Genomic DNA, 17,660 nt, shown 5'->3' with positions numbered 1-17,660 from the left:
TAGCTTCCCGTTTTTATTTTAATTCTATTGGATCATCGAGTCTGATAACCAACCCAGAGAATCACTGAATTTGCTTTTGGATAAAAGCGATAGATTGTTGATTGAATTCTTCAGGATTTTCTACATTACATACATGCCCACAGTTGGCAATTTCTACCAACTCGCTCGACTCGTGCGCTTCGACCATTTCTTTAACGGGTTTGATGAACATGTAATCGCGCTCGCCCATCAAATACAAAGTCGGAATCGGCAACTCCCTGTCTTTAAAGTATTTCATCAATGGGTTCACATCAGCCGTGAGGATAAACCAGCGCTTGAACTCTTTTTGGCACAGCTTTTTCGCTTCGCGGATAAACAGGTGACGTGATTCTTTCTGACTTTTTTGCGGCATCACAACATAAGCAAAAAGGCTGTATAGCCACATATAAGGAATGATGTGCTTACTCAGGTTTCCTAATTTGATTAAGACTTGAGATCGAGTGTTGAGTTTAGTGACAGCACCACCAAGCACCATCGAACGTACTCTGCTTGCCGCCAGTTCGGCCACGTTACGAACGATAATTGTACCCAAAGACATACCAACAAAGTGTGCGGATCGGATTTTTAGATGATCTAACACTTTAAGAATATCGAGCGTTACTGATTTGAACGTATAACGGTTCGAAATCAGATCTTTAAGTATGTTGTCTGATTTACCGTGCCCTCTCAAGTCAATGAGAAGCAAGTTGAAATGCTGTTTATACGCTTTGATCTGCTTAAACCAAATGGAGGAACTGCCCCCTGCGCCATGCACAAACACAACCCACTCATCACTCGTAGGGTGAGTAAATGTTTTATGAAATAATAAACTCTCAGACATACCTATCGCTTAATTTATTTATGGAGCTAAGCCTCATCACAAGGCGATGACTAAGGATATCACGCAATTAAGAATTTTAAGTGATAATAGTGTCAAACCCAACACTAGTCATGTGAATACCTGACCACCTTTTCTACCTGACTAAAATGAGTTTGCAAGCTTTGTCTTTGGAAACGTGATGTGATCTGACCAGAAAAAAAAAGGCACTCTATCAGCAGAGCGCCTTCTTTTATTATGAACAGTTGTTATTCAACAACTGTATTTTAAAGCTAAGTCAACAAGTTAAAATGCAGAATGGTACATCGCAAGATATTCTTCTGCCGCATCTTCCCAACTAAAATCTTGTTGCATCGCGTAAAGTTGAACGCGCTTAATTTCAGATGGATTTTGAGCATAAAGTAGTAATGAGCGATGTAATACCGCTAGTAATGCTTGCGGTGTTGGTTCTTCAAAAGCAAAGCCTGTTGCTATCTCGGGATCCTGATCGTAATCATTCACACTGTCCTTTAAACCACCAACAGAGCGCACAATAGGCAAAGTGCCGTAAGCCATGCTGTAGATTTGGTTCAAGCCACAAGGCTCAAATTCAGAAGGCATCAAGAAAAAATCAGAGCCCGCTTCAACCAAATGCGCTAGTTCATTATTGTAGGCTTCTACGAATGAGAACTTGTCTGAATGAAGTGCTGATAACTCTTTCAATTGACTCGCCAAAACCGGATCACCAGTACCGACAATCACGATCTGCAATTCGTTTTTCAAGAACTGCTCGATGACAGGCAGTAAGTAATGAACGCCTTTTTGGTTGGTCAGACGACAAACCATGCCATAAACCGCACAATCGGTAACGGGTAAACCAACATCTTGTTGCAGTTTTTGCTTACAAGCAGATTTTCCACGAGTCATGCTGTGTTTCGTTGCTTTGAATTTACGAGGAAGGGAAGCGTCTGTTTCCGGGTTCCAAGCTCCATAATCACAACCGTTGAGAATACCAAATAAGTCGGCCGAACGATGTTGGAACTCTGCTGCCATGCCATGGCTACCTAACTCCGTTTTCAGCTCTTCCGCATACGTTGGGCTTACTGCATTGACCTTATCGGCACACATCACCCCTGCTTTTAGCATGGTGACATGCGTGTCACTTACAGATGCTTCAGGCACATTGTAACTGTGCATCTCTGGCAGACATTGCAGTTCATCGTATGCGAACACCCCTTTGAAAACTGCATTGTGAATCGAGATAACACTGCGCGTATTTTCAAAGAATTCGTGTTGTTGATAACGTGATTTAAGCAAGAAAGGCACAAAGCCTGTGTGCCAGTCATTTGCATGAATGATATCAGGTTGGAACGCGAGCTTAGGAAGCATATCCAAACAAGCCGTACTGAAGAACGAAAAGCGCTCTCCGTTATCAGCATATGCTTGATTGTTCTCTGCGTACATTTCAGGACGGTCAAAATACTTGTCACATTCAATAGCGAAGATTTGAACACCTTCGACACTCAACTTTTTGACTTGATAAGCAGTATGAGGCCAATGATCGAGCTCGGTCGACAAAATCACTTCAGCTGAATCAATGTTTGGAATGTTTCTATAAGCAGGGATGGTCACTCGAACATCTTGTTCGAGTGTTTGTAACGCTTTTGGCAGTGCCTTGGCTACATCAGCCAAGCCACCACTTTTAATCAAGCCTTCAACTTCAGACGCTACAAAAAGTACCGAGAGAGTCTTAGTAACCAACTCGAGCTCCTTTGGAAATAACTACTACACCATCGTCAGAGACATGGTAATGCTTTTTATCTTCTTTCAGATTTACGCCAATCTGTGTTCCAGGTGCGATATCTGCATCTTTATCGACGATGACACGACGAAGTACGCAACCTTCACCCACTTTCACATCACCGAGTAAGATACTCTCACTAATATCACACGCTGATGCGATATTACTGCGGAAACCCAATACACACTTCTCAATGCGAGAGCCACGTACATAGCTGCCGTTACACACTAAGCTATCGATGATCTGAACACGGCCGTTTGCCGAATCAGTAAACGTAGCCGGCGGTAGTGGCGGATAGTATGTATGTAGTGGCCACTTGCGGTTGTATAGCGAGAATGGCGCATCTTTCTCAAGAAGATCCATATGAGCTTGCCAGTACGCGTCAATCGTACCTACATCGCGCCAATAAACTTCTTCTTTCTCACCAGTAATACGGTTAGTACTGAAGTCATAAACAAACACATCACCACGCGGAACCATGTTTGGAATGATGTCTTTTCCGAAATCATGTGTCGAGTCTTCTTTATCTGCATCTTCAACAAGTTCTGCGAACAACTCGTTAGCTTCAAATACGTAGTTACCCATAGACACAAGCGCAGACTCCGGGTCACCTGGAATTGGTTTCGGGTTAGCCGGTTTCTCTTCAAAACCAATCATACGTCCTTCAGCATCCACTTCGATAACGCCGAATTCAGATGCTTCAGCAAGCGGCATACGCAATGCAGAAACGGTTAAAGCCGCTTTCTTCTCTTTATGGAAATCAAGCATCTGCTTAATGTCCATTTTGTAAATATGATCTGATCCAAAAATACAAACTTGATCAGGTTCTTCCAACTGCATGAAGCGAAGGTTTTGATAAATAGCATCTGCAGTACCTTCATACCAACGCTTACCTGTACGCATTTGCGCAGGGATTGGGTCGATAAAACGGTCTGTTATACCACTGATATTCCAACCTTTTTTCATGTGATGGAACAGTGATTGTGACTTAAACTGTGTTAATACGTAGATCTTCATTAGATCAGCATTAACGAAGTTATTCAGAGCAAAATCAATTAAGCGGTAACTACCACCGAAAGGAACCGAGGGTTTGCTGCGAGATTCAGTTAAAGGTCTTAAGCGAGAGCCTTCACCACCAGCAAGAATCATTCCTAATACACCAGCCATTTTATTCTCCATATATTTATAGCTTGTCGATGTTAGTGCTCTAAGAGGTATCTTCCTCTGGGGGATGAGCACCAACACTTATTTCGGTACTTAACGAATATCCATTCACATGCAGTGAAAATATCCTAAGCCAAACGTTGTTAAGTGTGCACTATTGTTTGCACTTGATTTTATATACGTTATCGACTTTCCGGTCGATTTCAATTTTTAATACGCCATTCTGTGTTATGTAAGCCGATTGCTTTCCTAAGACTTAAAGCAGCTCACATTACACTGTTTTTATGAAACATTAAGTTAACACTCGGAATACATCAGGTATACAACTAAAACCTGATCTGTGACTTACAATATTTTAATTAAGTTACAATCACGTTAAGGTTGCATAATTAAAGATTATTATCCATTTCATTTATTTCATGACCTGAATTTAACAAATAGACACAGGTAAGGCCGACGATCGAGAGACAGCATAATTAGTCATATTCAGATCAAAAAAAAGCAGCCTAATGGCTGCTTTTTTCATCAATAAAATGTCAACCCATATCAGATCGGGTCACACATTCAGTTACTTCTCTTTAGGCTTTTTACGTTTATCCGTAACTTCCCACTTACCGTCGATGTACAAAGCGGTCCAACCTGAAGGTTTACCGTCCACTTCGGTACGAACGTAGTTTTCTTTTGTCTTACGACTAAAACGAACTACTGTCGGCTTGCCATCAGGATCAGCAACCGGTGCTGATGCCAGATACTGGAATTTAGGTGAAATACGGTCTTTAAAACGAACCAGCTCTTCCACTAATGGTGCACGTGTTTCACGTGATTTAGGGAAATTACTCGCGGCCATAAACAAACCAGAAGCCCCATCACGAAGTACGAAGTATGCATCTGAATTTTCACATGGGAGTTCAGGGAAATGCACTGGGTCTTCTTTAGGTGGCGCTACTTCGCCATTCTTCAGAATCTTACGAGTGTTCTTACAATCTTCACTCGTACAGTCCATGTATTTACCGAAACGACCATTCTTCAAAACCATGTCAGATCTACATTTGTCACACTCAACAAGCGGACCATCATAGCCTTTCACTTTGAATTCGCCGTGTTCAACCACATAACCTTCACAGTTAGGGTTGTTACCACACACATGCATCTTACGCTTATCATCGATCAGATAAGCATCCATTGCCGTTTCACAAATCGGACAACGCTTTTTCGCTCGAAGTGCTGCGGTTTCAACGTCTTCTTCAAGAACGTTGATAATACCGTCTTCATCACCAAGGTTAATGGTTGTCTTACAGCGCTCTTTTGGTGGAAGTGCATAACCAGAACAACCTAGGAATACGCCAGTCGAAGCTGTACGAATACCCATTTTACGGCTACAAGTTGGACACTCAATATCGGTTTCAACGATATGATTTGGCTTCATGCCACCAGCGTCTTCATCTAAATCGGCTTTTTCCAAATCGCCTGTAAAGTCTTCGAAGAAGTTATCTAGCACGCCTTTCCAGCTTGCTTCGCCTTCTGCAATTTGGTCTAACTTCTGCTCCATACGAGCCGTAAAGTCATAGTTCATTAGGTCATTGAAACTGCCATCTAGACGGTCAGTAACAATTTCACCCATCTTCTCAGCATAAAAACGACGCTGTTCAACTTTTACATAACCACGGTCTTGAATCGTAGAGATGATTGATGCGTACGTTGAAGGACGACCAATACCACGCTTCTCAAGCTCTTTAACTAGCGCCGCTTCAGTAAAACGGGCTGGCGGCTTAGTGAAATGCTGTTTAGGGTCTAATGCGATTAGGTCTAGCTTTTCACCAACCTGTACAGCAGGAAGAATCGTATCTTCATTTTTACCCATTGGACGTTGAACGCGAGTCCAACCATCAAACTTAAGAATACGGCCTTTCGCTTTTAACGTGTACTCATCAGCTTTAACGCTTACCGTCGTTGAATCGTATTGCGCAGGTGTCATTTGACATGCAACAAATTGATTCCAAATCAGCGAGTAAAGCTTGTGTGCGTCTGCGTCTACGCCGTTTAGGTCTTCAGACTTAACATCGACACTCGAAGGACGAATCGCTTCGTGAGCCTCTTGTGCGCCCTCTTTGCTGCCGTATACAAGCGCTTTCGGTGGAAGATATTGTGCACCAAACTCAGAACCAATGTATTCACGTGCGGCTTCTACAGCTTCTGAACTCAAGTTGGTCGAGTCAGTACGCATATAAGTGATGTAACCCGCTTCATACAAACGTTGAGCCAACATCATGGTTTTCTTTACGCCGTAACCAAGACGTGTGCTCGCCGCTTGTTGCAGAGTCGACGTGATGTAAGGTGCAGACGGCTTACTCTTAGTTGGGCGGTCTTCACGTTTACATACTTCGTATTGCGCTTTTTCTAAAACGCTTACTGCAGCTTGTGTTTGCGCTTCATTATCAGGTTTAAACGCAACACCGTCTTTTTGAGCGACTTGCAGTCTGAAATCTGTTTTCTCTGCCGTTTTGGTATCAGCATGCACATCCCAGAACTCTTCAGGGATAAAAGCGTTGATCTCGCGCTCACGTTCAACCAGTAGTTTTACAGCTACAGATTGAACACGGCCAGCGGATAGGCCTCGTGCTACTTTTTTCCAAAGCAGTGGTGACACCATAAAGCCAACAACACGGTCCATAAAACGTCGTGCTTGTTGTGCGTTTACGCCGTCGATATTTAGCTCGCCTGGAGTTTCGAAAGCTTGCTGAATAGCATTTTTAGTGATTTCGTTAAAAACCACTCGTTTGTATCGCGTTTCATCACCACCGATGATCTCACGAAGGTGCCATGCGATAGCTTCTCCTTCGCGGTCCAAATCGGTTGCGAGATAAACATGGTCTGCGTTCTCAGCCAGTTTTTGCAATTCAGCAACGACTTTTTCTTTGCCCGGTAAGATTTGGTAATTCGCTTCCCACTCTTGATAAGGGTTGATACCCATCTTTTTAATAAGCGCTTTGCGATCTTTTTCTTTCTTGATACGAGCTTTATCTTCTGGGCTCATACCCTTGGTTGAAACTGCAGCAGCCTTTTGACCTGTACTTTGACCCGCCGTTGGTAAATCACGAACGTGACCTACACTCGACTTAACGACAAAGTCTTTGCCAAGATATTTATTGATAGTTTTAGCCTTGGCTGGCGACTCCACTATAACGAGCGATTTACCCATATTGACTCTAACGTCCTTAATCACGATGCTTCAACACCAACAATTTTACTTGTGGGCTTTTACGCATGATATTCTAAATTCATTGCTTCTTTTTTTACTATTGTGCGAGATTACTAGAAGATCAACCGCTTTTTTCAAAATTGGATCTGATCGCTCGACAATTCGACGACTCATAGAGAAAAGAGTCACAATATAAAGAAGCTATAAAGTACTCACTAAGAATACTTGCAAGAGCCTATTCATCAGGCATTACGTCTAAACGCGCTCATACTAAGCTTGTCGGCGAATCTAACGCGAGCCCCATTCAATTATTTTTGTCATAAATCACAAAATAAATTGTGGATGTTTGAAAAGACTCTCTTAATCGGTTGTGAAATCATTGAATTTCTAGTTCGACACCATAAACTCAACGATATATTCAGTTATCAGAGATAAACTCATGACAAAGAAAGTAATAGCAGAATTTGATTTACTGCTTATCGCAAACCAAATTATCCAATCACATGATGACTACATTGAAGGCATGCGCGCAAACAGCGTAGTAGAAAAAGACGATGTACTCATTTTCAAAGGTGAATACTTCTTAGACAACAACGGAATGCCGACAGAAAATACAACCGCGGTATTTAACATGTTTAAGTACTTGGCGCATCACCTTTCGAAAGAATTTACAATTCAGCAATAATTAAAAAGCTTGCCATCTAGGCAAGCTTTTTTGTTCCTGGACCTTTATATACTTATCATTTTTATAGACTTAGTATTTTCAGCTTATCGAAGTAGTCAGGGAATGTCTTGGATGTACAACCTGGATCATTGATCGTCACCGGGGTGTCACTCAAAGCAACCAATGAGAAACACATCGCCATGCGGTGATCATCGTAAGTATCAATCGCCGCGTGCGTCAGTTCAGCCACAGGGTTAACAATGATGTAGTCTTCACCCTCTTCCACCTCAGCGCCTACTTTACGTAGTTCTGTTGCCATTGCCGCTAAGCGATCCGTCTCTTTCACACGCCAGTTGTAAACATTGCGGATTGCGGTTGTTCCCTTAGCAAACAAAGCCGTTGTCGCAATTGTCATCGCCGCATCTGGAATATGGTTGTAGTCCATATCAATGCCTTTTAGCTCACCACAACGAGAGATAACGTAGTCATCACCCCATTCAATTTCAGCACCCATTTTCTCAAGTGCATCAGCGAATTGGATATCACCTTGGATACTGTTTTTGCCAATACCTGTCACTTTAATCTCGCCACCTTTGATAGCAGCGGCTGCAAGGAAATATGACGCAGATGATGCATCACCTTCAACCAAGAAATCACCGGGTGCTGTGTAAGATTGCCCGGTTGGAATCACAAATTCTTGGTAGTCATTGTTGATAACATCCACACCAAATTGCTTCATAATATGCAGCGTAATATCGATGTAAGGCTTAGAAACCAATTCACCCTCGATTTTGATGGTCACTTCGCCTTCAGCTAAAGGTGCAGCCATCAAAAATGCCGTCAAGAATTGACTAGAGATAGAACCGTCGATAGAAACCGTACCACTCTTCAGACCGGTACCTGTGATCTTCAATGGTGGATAGTTTTCGTTTTCTAAGTATTCAACGTCGGCACCGGCTTCTCTCAGTGCAGTCACTAAGTGACCAATTGGACGCTCTTTCATACGTGGTTCACCAGTAAGAACGTATTCACCGCGACCTAAACAAAGTGCAGCAGCCAATGGACGCATTGCTGTACCCGCGTTACCTAAGAAAAGCTCTAGGGCTTTGTCACTTGAAAATGCACCACCAACACCTGTCACTTCACAAACTGTTTTGTCTGCAGACAACTGATAATCAACACCTAACTGTGTTAATGCATTCAACATATGACGAATGTCATCACTGTCTAGTAAGTTTGTTAGGCGAGTTGTTCCCGTTGAAAGTGCAGCCAAAAGAAGCGCACGATTAGAAACACTTTTTGAGCCAGGTAGGTTAACTTCCCCGCTCACTTTCTGAATTGGTTGTAACGTAAGGCTTTCCATTAGTTCTTATAGTCCTTGTACCACCCGAAGTCACTGGCGCGTATTTATTTTCGGGTGATGAATAATTCTTCGTACTTGCAGACTAACGAACTTTTCCAACGAACTCCAGAGCTAATCCCCTCGATAAAGGCGATTAATTAGCCAACCAAACACATTTGCATACTAGTACGCTAGATCAACTCGAACGCCATCCGAGAAATAGAGAATCCGCACATCATCACCTCTATTGAACAACATCGAATTGTCAACGTCTTGAATGATGTTAACCAGATTGTCATCCTTGGTTTTAACCAATAATTCAACGAGTTTATATTCCACCCGATATTGCGTATTGCCGCGATTACGAGCGATCCCCGCCCCCGCTACAGCACCAACCGCCGTTGCGACTTCTTTACCTGTGCCGCCACCAAACTGATTACCAACCAAACCACCAATTGCCGCACCCAACAAGGTTTCCCAACCATTCGCTTTCGACTCTACGATCTCCTGTTGGGTAATGTACCTGACCGTATCAACCTCACCGTAAACGACCTCATTCACTGGTCTGGCTTGGTTTCTGTTGTAAGCTGCATTTGCCAACATGGGCAAAACAAGTAAAATCCAAAGCAACTTCTTCATGGTAAAACTCCTAAAGACCTCTTGGTCAGTGATTAATCTGTAATGCGGTACTTATGACTATATACCTAACCGAACTTGATACTACTAGTATAGAGTTTCCTTCGCCCTTCGACGCGCTTGATGAACCCAACGGTCTACTCGCGTTCGGTGGTGATTTGTCACCCATACGAATTCTGAACGCTTATAGCCAAGGTATATTCCCATGGTATGGCCCAGGAGAGCCTATACTTTGGTGGAGCCCTGCACCGCGAGCGGTATTTAATCCTAAGACATTCGAACCATCAAAAAGTCTTAAAAAATTTCAAAGAAAGCATAATTACCGTGTCAGCATCAACCAAGCGACGGACAGAATAATTGGTTATTGCTCTTCACTGAGACCCAAAGAGGAAACGTGGTTAAACAATGACATGCAAGCAGCCTACCGTGAACTCGCTTCATTAGGGTTCTGCCACTCAGTTGAGGTTTGGCAAGATGACGAGCTGATTGGCGGGCTTTATGGGTTACAAAGAGGCCAAGTCTTTTGCGGTGAATCGATGTTCAGCCTGAAGACTAATGCCTCTAAAATTGCGCTATGGTACTTTTGTGAGCACTTTACACAATTCGGCGGACAACTCATTGATTGCCAAGTCATGAACCCACACTTGGAATCCTTGGGCGCTATCGAGGTTGATAGGGATGAATTCCTAAGTTCTCTTCGATTACTCAAAGAAACGTCCGTTAACGATGCATGTTTTAAAAAACAATGGCTAAAGGAAATGCCTTAATGAATCCAGATTTACAACAAATCAGAATTGGATTAACAGACAATCACGCTTGCAGTTACTTACCCCATCTCGAAGAAAGAGTGGCAGTCACGCTTGATGAACACATGCACACCGCAGATAACTATGAAGTTCTACTTGCGAATGGATTTCGCCGCAGTGGAACAACCATTTATAAACCACATTGCGATAATTGCTCATCGTGCCAAGCGATTCGACTGTCAATTCCCGAGGTCAAGTTTTCCAAGAGCCAACGACGAATACTCAACAAGGCCAAAGCGCTGCGTTGGGAGCTGAAAGATGAAATGGATGACAACTGGTTTGACTTGTATAGCCGCTATATAACCGCTCGCCACCGTTCAGGAACCATGTATCCACCGAAGAAAGAAGAGTTTCTGCATTTCTCTAAAAATGAATGGCTTGCTACAAAGTTCATGCACATCTATGATGAGGGGCAGTTAGTCGGCATTGCCGTTACAGACATCATGTCTCACTGTACGAGCGCGTTTTATACCTTCTTCGACCCTGATATCGACATTTCCATGGGAACTCTTGGCGTTCTATTCCAGATCCAACATGCCCAGAAAGAACAAAAACAATGGTTATATTTGGGTTATCAAATCGATGAATGCCCTGCGATGAACTATAAAGTACGATTTCAACGTCATCAAAGGCTAGTAAATCAGCGGTGGCGAGGGTAGAATACGCGACAACTTTACATATTTTGATTTTAACGGCACAATCAAGCCGTTGAAAACCGCCAAATTTCGAAAGAGGATTAGATGGCTAAAGAAGACGTAATCGAGATGCAAGGCACTGTCCTTGATACTCTACCAAACACAATGTTCCGTGTTGAGCTTGAAAACGGTCACGTAGTGACAGCACACATCTCTGGTAAAATGCGTAAGAACTACATCCGTATTCTTACTGGTGATAAAGTAACTGTTGAGATGACTCCATACGACCTTTCTAAAGGCCGCATCGTCTTCCGTGCTCGTTAATTTTTAATTACCGAATACGATAAGAAGCGGAGCCCTCAAGGCTCCGTTTTTTATCGCCTGAACTTTTTACCACTCCAACAACACCAACCTAGCATCTAGCATCTAGCATCTAGCATCTAGCATCTAGCATCTAGCATCTAGCATCTAGCATCTAGCATCTAGCAAGCATAAAAAAACGCACAACCGAAGTCATGCGTTTAATATCGTAATTAACTGTACCCAGTGCTCTTTATAAGCCGTTAGTGTTTAAGAAGTATGCCTAATGCATAACCTCTTCTTTCGCACCAACATAGATGAAATCCAGTTCGTCTTTTTTCAGAGATACTTTAACCGTACCGCCGTCAACCAAACTTCCGAACAGCAACTCATTAGCAAGAGGCTTTTTAAGCTTCTCTTGAATCACACGTCCCATCGGACGAGCGCCCATGGTCTTGTCATAGCCTCTTTCAGCTAACCAATGACGAGCATCCTCAGAAACCTCTAAAGATACACCACGAGCGTCCAGTTGGACCTGAAGCTCAACAATAAACTTATCAACAACTTGACTGATCACACTTGGATCAAGGCTGTTGAACCAGATGATATTATCAAGACGGTTACGGAACTCAGGAGTAAATACCTTCTTGATTTCACTCATTGCGTCTGGCGCATGATCTTGTTGGATCAAACCGATCGATTTCTTCTCGGTTTCTGCAACACCAGCGTTGGTCGTCATCACTAGGATCACATTGCGGAAATCTGCTTTGCGACCGTTGTTGTCGGTTAGCGTACCGTTGTCCATCACCTGTAATAACAAGTTAAAGATATCTGGGTGTGCCTTCTCGATCTCATCAAGTAGCACAACAGAGTGTGGGTTCTTGATAACAGCATCGGTTAGCAGACCACCTTGATCATAACCAACATAACCAGGAGGCGCACCGATCAAGCGGCTTACCGAGTGACGCTCACCGTACTCAGACATATCAAAGCGCAGAAGCTCAATACCCATCAATTTAGACAGTTGAACAGTCACCTCTGTTTTACCGACACCAGTAGGGCCAGCAAACAAGAATGAACCAACAGGTTTATTGTCTGCTCCCAACCCTGCACGAGTCAGCTTGATCGCTTCGCTCAATACATCGATCGCTGGGTCTTGTCCGAATACCAACATTTTCATGCGGTCATCCAGTTTCTGCAGCGTATCTTTGTCTGAAGACGATACTGACTTCTCAGGAATACGCGCCATTTTCGCAACCATTGACTCAATATCAGCCACGCTTACCGTTTTCTTACGACGACTTGCAGGCGCCAAACGACTACGAGCACCCGCTTCATCAATAACGTCAATCGCCTTATCTGGAAGGTGACGTTCATTAATATACTTAGCAGACAACTCCACAGCGGCACGTAACGCTTTGTTGGTGTAACGTACTTCGTGGTGAGCTTCGTATTTTGGCTTCAAGCCAATCAGAATTTTGGTTGTATCATCTAGCGATGGTTCAACAATATCGATTTTCTGGAAGCGACGAGATAAAGCACGCTCCTTCTCAAAAATACTGCTGTACTCTTGGTAAGTGGTTGAGCCAATACAACGTAATTTACCGCTGCTTAATAGCGGTTTAATTAGGTTTGCCGCATCCACCTGACCACCCGATGCTGCACCCGCACCAATAATGGTATGGATCTCATCGATGAACAGGATAGCGTCTTCTTCTTTCTCGAGTTGCTTCAGAATCGCTTTAAAGCGCTTCTCAAAGTCACCACGATATTTCGTTCCCGCAAGCAATGAACCAATATCCAAAGAGTAAATCACGCTGCTCTGAATAATTTCAGGGACTTGGCCTTCAACGATGCGCCATGCAAGACCTTCAGCGATAGCAGTTTTACCCACACCCGCCTCTCCCACTAATAGAGGGTTGTTCTTACGACGACGACACAGAACTTGAACGGTACGTTCTAGCTCTTTGTCACGACCGATGAGTGGGTCAATGTTACCTTGCTTCGCTACTTCGTTAAGGTTGGTCGCAAAATTTTCTAGACGATCTTCTGAGTTAGCTTCTTCGGCATTCTCTGCACCACCAAATGAATCAGGAGATGAACCGCTATCGCCTTCATTGCTGCCTTTGGTAATACCGTGTGAAATAAAATTCACTATGTCTAAGCGGCTGATGTCGTTTTTCTTAAGAAGATATGCCGCGTGAGATTCTTGCTCACTAAAAATAGCCACAAGTACATTTGCACCTGTTACTTCGCTGCGACCTGAAGATTGAACATGAAAAACAGCGCGCTGAAGTACTCGTTGAAAGCTCAGCGTGGGCTGGGTTTCACGAGTCTCGTCGCTTTCAGGGATGAGTGGGGTCGTTTGGTCGATAAAAATATCGAGCTCATTGCGAAGAGCATCGAGATCAGCCTGACAAGCTTGGAGCGCTTCCTTGGCCGCATCATTTTCTAATAATGCTAGTAGGAGGTGTTCGACAGTCATGAATTCATGTCGCTTGTCTCGCGCACGAGAAAATGCGCCATTTAAACTCGTCTCTAATTCTTTATTTAGCATAAGTACCTCCTAAGGGAACAACAGTGTTGTTCGAGCAATTTACACTTGCTCCATTGTACATAGTAGCGGGTGCTCATTTTCCTTTGAGTACATCGTTACCTGCGCTACCTTTGTTTCCGCTATTTCAGCACTGTATGTGCCACAAATAGCTTTACCTTCATAATGAACCTTGAGCATCACTTCCGTTGCTTTTTCGATATCTAGTGAGAAAAATCGCTCTAGGATCTCGATTACAAAGTCCATGGGCGTGTAGTCATCGTTATGTAATACAACGTTATACATTGCCGGTGGCTTTACTTTCGTTCTCTCTTTCTCCAGTAAATCTGAGCCTGGAGATGCCCATTCAAAGTTTCGGCTCATATTAGCTTTGCTAAGGGTTATTTTTCGGAAGTCGTGAATGTTTAGTTAACTCAAATTTACCACATTCACGCATTACGGTGTACTAAGAAACTGCACCAAGAAACAGTACCAAAAAATATTCCTCTATACTGAGCCTAATCCACCATTTCCATCGCTGCAAATAAAAGATCTCGATTAACAGGATTAACATATGTGATTGATTAAAAAGACACCACAACTATTGATGGTGACGATAAGATCGTCGTTAAGTTACTATTTAGTTAATAGTATGTCGTCAATCTCGAATGTGATTTGTTATTAAAATTGATCATTTTTATACCAATTTGCTATTGACTGTACTCAATCATTAGCTACATTGGAGCTAAAAGGTTTTTCTGATACAACTTCGTAACACGATTCTAAACCTAGTAATAAGCGTTAAAAATTTATAATAAGGAATAATTACGCAGGGTAGCGTTAATTTCCGTAAGCAATGTATGAGATTCAAGCTATCAGCTGAAATTGTTTAGTTGATAGGAATAATATCAATCGAACTTACATTGATTTGATATAACAACGTTAGTAACAAAATGCATGAGGGATGTATAGCATGGCTACAGGTACAGTAAAATGGTTTAACAATGCCAAAGGGTTTGGCTTTATTTGTCCAGAAGGTGAAGATGGCGATATTTTCGCGCACTACTCCACAATACAAATGGAAGGTTATCGAACCTTAAAGGCAGGTCAACAGGTCGATTATGAAGTAGAAAGTGGACCTAAAGGCTCCCATGCTAGCTCCGTTGTTCCTGTAGAAGGCAGCGCCGTAAAATAGGCGATTGCCAAACATGTAGACCTCTATCAGTCTTATTAAACGACTGTCAGGTAAGCAGAACATTGAAACCGCTCATTTGATACCTGTAATACAGGCTTAAATGGGCGGTTTTTCGATCTGAGAGCTAAAAGCTATTCACAGTACAATTTGTCCAAGAGTTCCCTTTAGCTAGGTCTAGGAAGCATTATGAATAAAAAAAGACGCTTTAACGTTATCGTTAAAGCGTCTTTCGTTTTGACTTAACTGCCAGACCAAGCAACTCGTTAGTAATTCATGTTCATGACTTACTAACGATGAGTCCAATCACTATGCGTCAATAAATGCGTTTAGCGTTGAGCTTGGGCGCATTAGTGATGAAACCAATGCATCATCAAGTAGGTAATAACCACCTAAGTCGCCAGCTGGACCTTGAGCGTTATTCAGCTCAGCAACAATAGCTTCTTCACTTTCAGCCAATTGAGTTGCAACACCTGCGAACTCAGCAGCAAGGTCAGCATCAACAGTTTGCTCAGCCAGCGCTTTCGCCCAGTATGCTGCAAGGTAGTAGTGGCTACCACGGTTATCAAGCTCACCCACTCGACGTGAAGGAGACTTGTTGTTATCTAGGAATTCACCCGTCGCTTTATCAAGCGCGTCAGCGAGAACTTGTGCCTTAGCATTCCCCGTTACTACGCTTAGGTGCTCTAGAGATGCCGCTAGTGCCAAGAACTCACCAAGAGAGTCCCAACGGAGGTGGTTTTCTTTCTCTACTTGTTGAACATGCTTAGGCGCAGAACCGCCAGCACCTGTTTCAAACAGGCCGCCACCGTTCATAAGTGGAACAATCGATAGCATTTTAGCTGACGTACCAAGCTCTAGAATCGGGAACAAATCCGTTAGGTAATCACGTAATACGTTACCTGTAACCGAAATAGTATCTAGGCCTTCTTTGATACGAACCAGTGAGTACTGAGTTGCTTCTAAAGGAGCAAGGATCTTAATTTCAAGACCATCGGTATCATATTCAGGAAGGTAAGCGTCAACTTTCTTAATAAGCTGAGCATCATGCGCACGAGACGCGTCTAGCCAGAATATTGCTGGAACACCCGAAGCACGAGCACGAGTTACCGCTAGCTTAACCCAGTCTTGAATTGGTGCATCTTTAACCTGACACATACGGAAGATATCGCCTTCCTCTACGTCTTGCTCTAGAAGCACAGCGCCTGAAGCGTCAACAACTTGAACCTGACCAGCAGCTTCAAGGATAAAAGTCTTATCGTGAGAACCGTACTCTTCCGCTTTTTGAGCCATCAAGCCAACGTTTGGTACACTACCCATTGTTGTTGGATCGAAAGCGCCGTTCTCTTTGCAGAAATCAATAACTGCTTGGTAGATGCTTGCGTAGCTGCGATCAGGGATCATAGCTTTCGTGTCTTTCTGCTTACCTTCTGGATCCCACATTTGACCTGAAGAACGCAGCATTGCAGGCATAGATGCATCAACAATGATGTCGCTTGGAACGTGTAGGTTAGTAATGCCGCGATCCGAATCAACCATAGCTAGTGGCGGTTGAGTCTCGTATACCGCTTGTAGGTCAGCTTCAATCGCTTCTTTCTGCTCTTGAGGAAGCGCAGCAATTTTTGCGTATACATCGCCGATGCCGTTGTTTACATCAACACCAAGCTCTTCGAATAGCTCACCGTGTTTAGCGAATACGTCTTTGTAGTAAACCTTAACCGCATGACCAAAGATCACTGGGTCAGATACTTTCATCATCGTCGCTTTCATGTGAAGAGAAAGCAGTACACCTTGCTCTTTAGCTGATGCAATCTCTTTCTCGAAGAACGCAACCAAAGCAGCTTTGTTCATCACTGACGCATCAATGATCTCTTTATCTTGCAATGCAAAAGCGGGCTTCAGAGTTTTCTTCGCACCATCTTTACCAACGAATTCAATGCTAACTTCTGTAGCACCTTCAATTGTTACTGACTTTTCGCTGCCGAAGAAGTCTTTGTCGTCCATACTTGAAACGTGCGACTTAGAATCCGCAGACCAAGCACCCATTGAGTGTGGGTTCTTCTTCGCGTAGTTTTTAACAGAAAGTGGAGCGCGGCGATCCGAGTTACCTTCACGTAACACAGGGTTTACAGCACTGCCTTTGATTTTATCGTAAGTCGCTTTAACGGCTTTCTCTTCGTCAGTGTTTGCTTCTTCTGGGTAATTAGGAAGTGCGTAACCTTTTGACTGAAGCTCTTTGATTGTTGCTTGAAGTTGAGGAACAGATGCAGAGATGTTTGGAAGCTTGATGATGTTCGCTTCTGGTGTCTTAGCCAATTCACCAAGTTCTGCTAATGCATCACCAATACGTTGCTCTTCGTTCAGGTAGTCAGGGAAGTTGGCAATAATGCGCCCTGCAAGTGAAATGTCGCGAGTATCAACGTTAATACCAGAAGAAGCCGTAAAAGATTGAATGATAGGCAGCAGAGAGTAAGTTGCTAGCGCCGGAGCTTCGTCAGTAATGGTATAGATGATCGTTGGTTTTTCAGTAGGCATGAAATTTCCCTATAGTTC

Annotated in this window: 14 protein-coding genes; 5 read left to right on the top strand and 9 right to left on the bottom strand. The window is 43.2% G+C overall.

Annotation, left to right across the window (positions count from 1 at the left end):
- Positions 1-61 precede the first annotated feature (61 nt).
- From AB4589_RS16030 to topA, 4 genes are all read right to left on the bottom strand, one after another.
- On the bottom strand, positions 62-859 hold the full coding sequence (locus AB4589_RS16030; RefSeq protein WP_009846349.1) for an alpha/beta fold hydrolase: 798 nt from the start codon (positions 857-859) through the stop codon (positions 62-64).
- 282 nt (positions 860-1,141) lie between these two features.
- On the bottom strand, positions 1,142-2,596 hold the full coding sequence (glgA, locus tag AB4589_RS16025) for a glycogen synthase GlgA (RefSeq protein WP_102248918.1): 1,455 nt from the start codon (positions 2,594-2,596) through the stop codon (positions 1,142-1,144).
- On the bottom strand, positions 2,586-3,815 hold the full coding sequence (gene glgC / locus AB4589_RS16020) for a glucose-1-phosphate adenylyltransferase (RefSeq protein ID WP_080518005.1): 1,230 nt from the start codon (positions 3,813-3,815) through the stop codon (positions 2,586-2,588). The genes glgA and glgC overlap by 11 nt, the downstream gene beginning before the upstream one ends.
- A gap of 553 nt (positions 3,816-4,368) precedes the next feature.
- The gene (gene topA / locus AB4589_RS16015) at positions 4,369-6,999 is read right to left on the bottom strand and encodes a type I DNA topoisomerase (protein ID WP_372101103.1); all 2,631 of its coding nucleotides are present in this window, start codon (positions 6,997-6,999) and stop codon (positions 4,369-4,371) included.
- Between the two features lie 439 nt (positions 7,000-7,438).
- Here topA and AB4589_RS16010 point away from each other — a divergent pair, with 439 nt between their 5' ends.
- Entirely contained in the window at positions 7,439-7,684 is a 246-nt protein-coding gene (locus AB4589_RS16010) for a YciN family protein (protein WP_009846345.1), read from the top strand.
- 61 nt (positions 7,685-7,745) lie between these two features.
- Here the strand turns inward: AB4589_RS16010 and aroA are convergent, their stop codons facing one another.
- Both aroA and AB4589_RS16000 read right to left on the bottom strand, forming a co-directional pair.
- Positions 7,746-9,026 (bottom strand): 3-phosphoshikimate 1-carboxyvinyltransferase, encoded by a 1,281-nt coding sequence (gene aroA, locus AB4589_RS16005; RefSeq protein WP_372101101.1) that lies wholly within the window; start codon positions 9,024-9,026, stop codon positions 7,746-7,748.
- Between the two features lie 162 nt (positions 9,027-9,188).
- Positions 9,189-9,644 carry a glycine zipper 2TM domain-containing protein gene (locus AB4589_RS16000; RefSeq protein WP_012603608.1) on the bottom strand — a complete coding sequence of 152 codons (456 nt, stop codon included), beginning with the start codon at positions 9,642-9,644 and terminating at the stop codon, positions 9,189-9,191.
- Positions 9,645-9,697: 53 nt separating this feature from the next.
- Here AB4589_RS16000 and aat point away from each other — a divergent pair, with 53 nt between their 5' ends.
- From aat to infA, 3 genes are all read left to right on the top strand, one after another.
- A complete protein-coding gene (aat, locus tag AB4589_RS15995; protein ID WP_372101098.1) occupies positions 9,698-10,408 on the top strand; it encodes a leucyl/phenylalanyl-tRNA--protein transferase in 711 nt (236 codons plus the stop codon).
- Complete coding sequence (locus AB4589_RS15990) at positions 10,408-11,106, top strand: arginyltransferase (RefSeq protein WP_029223914.1); 699 nt, start codon at positions 10,408-10,410, stop codon at positions 11,104-11,106. The genes aat and AB4589_RS15990 overlap by 1 nt, the downstream gene beginning before the upstream one ends.
- A gap of 81 nt (positions 11,107-11,187) precedes the next feature.
- The gene (gene infA, locus AB4589_RS15985) at positions 11,188-11,406 is read left to right on the top strand and encodes a translation initiation factor IF-1 (protein ID WP_001040192.1); all 219 of its coding nucleotides are present in this window, start codon (positions 11,188-11,190) and stop codon (positions 11,404-11,406) included.
- 259 nt (positions 11,407-11,665) lie between these two features.
- On the opposite strand, the gene clpA is transcribed toward infA, so the two are convergent.
- Positions 11,666-13,939 (bottom strand): ATP-dependent Clp protease ATP-binding subunit ClpA, encoded by a 2,274-nt coding sequence (gene clpA / locus AB4589_RS15980; protein ID WP_012603605.1) that lies wholly within the window; start codon positions 13,937-13,939, stop codon positions 11,666-11,668.
- A 39-nt stretch (positions 13,940-13,978) separates the two neighbouring features.
- Positions 13,979-14,299 carry an ATP-dependent Clp protease adapter ClpS gene (gene clpS / locus AB4589_RS15975; protein ID WP_009846337.1) on the bottom strand — a complete coding sequence of 107 codons (321 nt, stop codon included), beginning with the start codon at positions 14,297-14,299 and terminating at the stop codon, positions 13,979-13,981.
- Between the two features lie 589 nt (positions 14,300-14,888).
- On the opposite strand from clpS, the gene cspD reads away from it, so the two are divergent.
- Positions 14,889-15,110, top strand: coding sequence for a cold shock domain-containing protein CspD (cspD, locus tag AB4589_RS15970; RefSeq protein ID WP_009846336.1), 222 nt, complete (start codon positions 14,889-14,891; stop codon positions 15,108-15,110).
- A gap of 306 nt (positions 15,111-15,416) precedes the next feature.
- Here cspD and AB4589_RS15965 read toward each other — a convergent pair whose 3' ends face one another.
- On the bottom strand, positions 15,417-17,642 hold the full coding sequence (locus tag AB4589_RS15965; protein ID WP_372101096.1) for an NADP-dependent isocitrate dehydrogenase: 2,226 nt from the start codon (positions 17,640-17,642) through the stop codon (positions 15,417-15,419).
- Positions 17,643-17,660: the final 18 nt, after the last annotated feature.

Source organism: Vibrio sp. 10N.222.49.A3 (assembly GCF_041475145.1).
Taxonomy (GTDB): Bacteria; Pseudomonadota; Gammaproteobacteria; order Enterobacterales; family Vibrionaceae; genus Vibrio; species Vibrio tasmaniensis_A.
The sequence above is the reverse complement of the archived record's forward strand: the minus strand, read 5'-3'. Positions and strand labels throughout refer to the sequence as shown.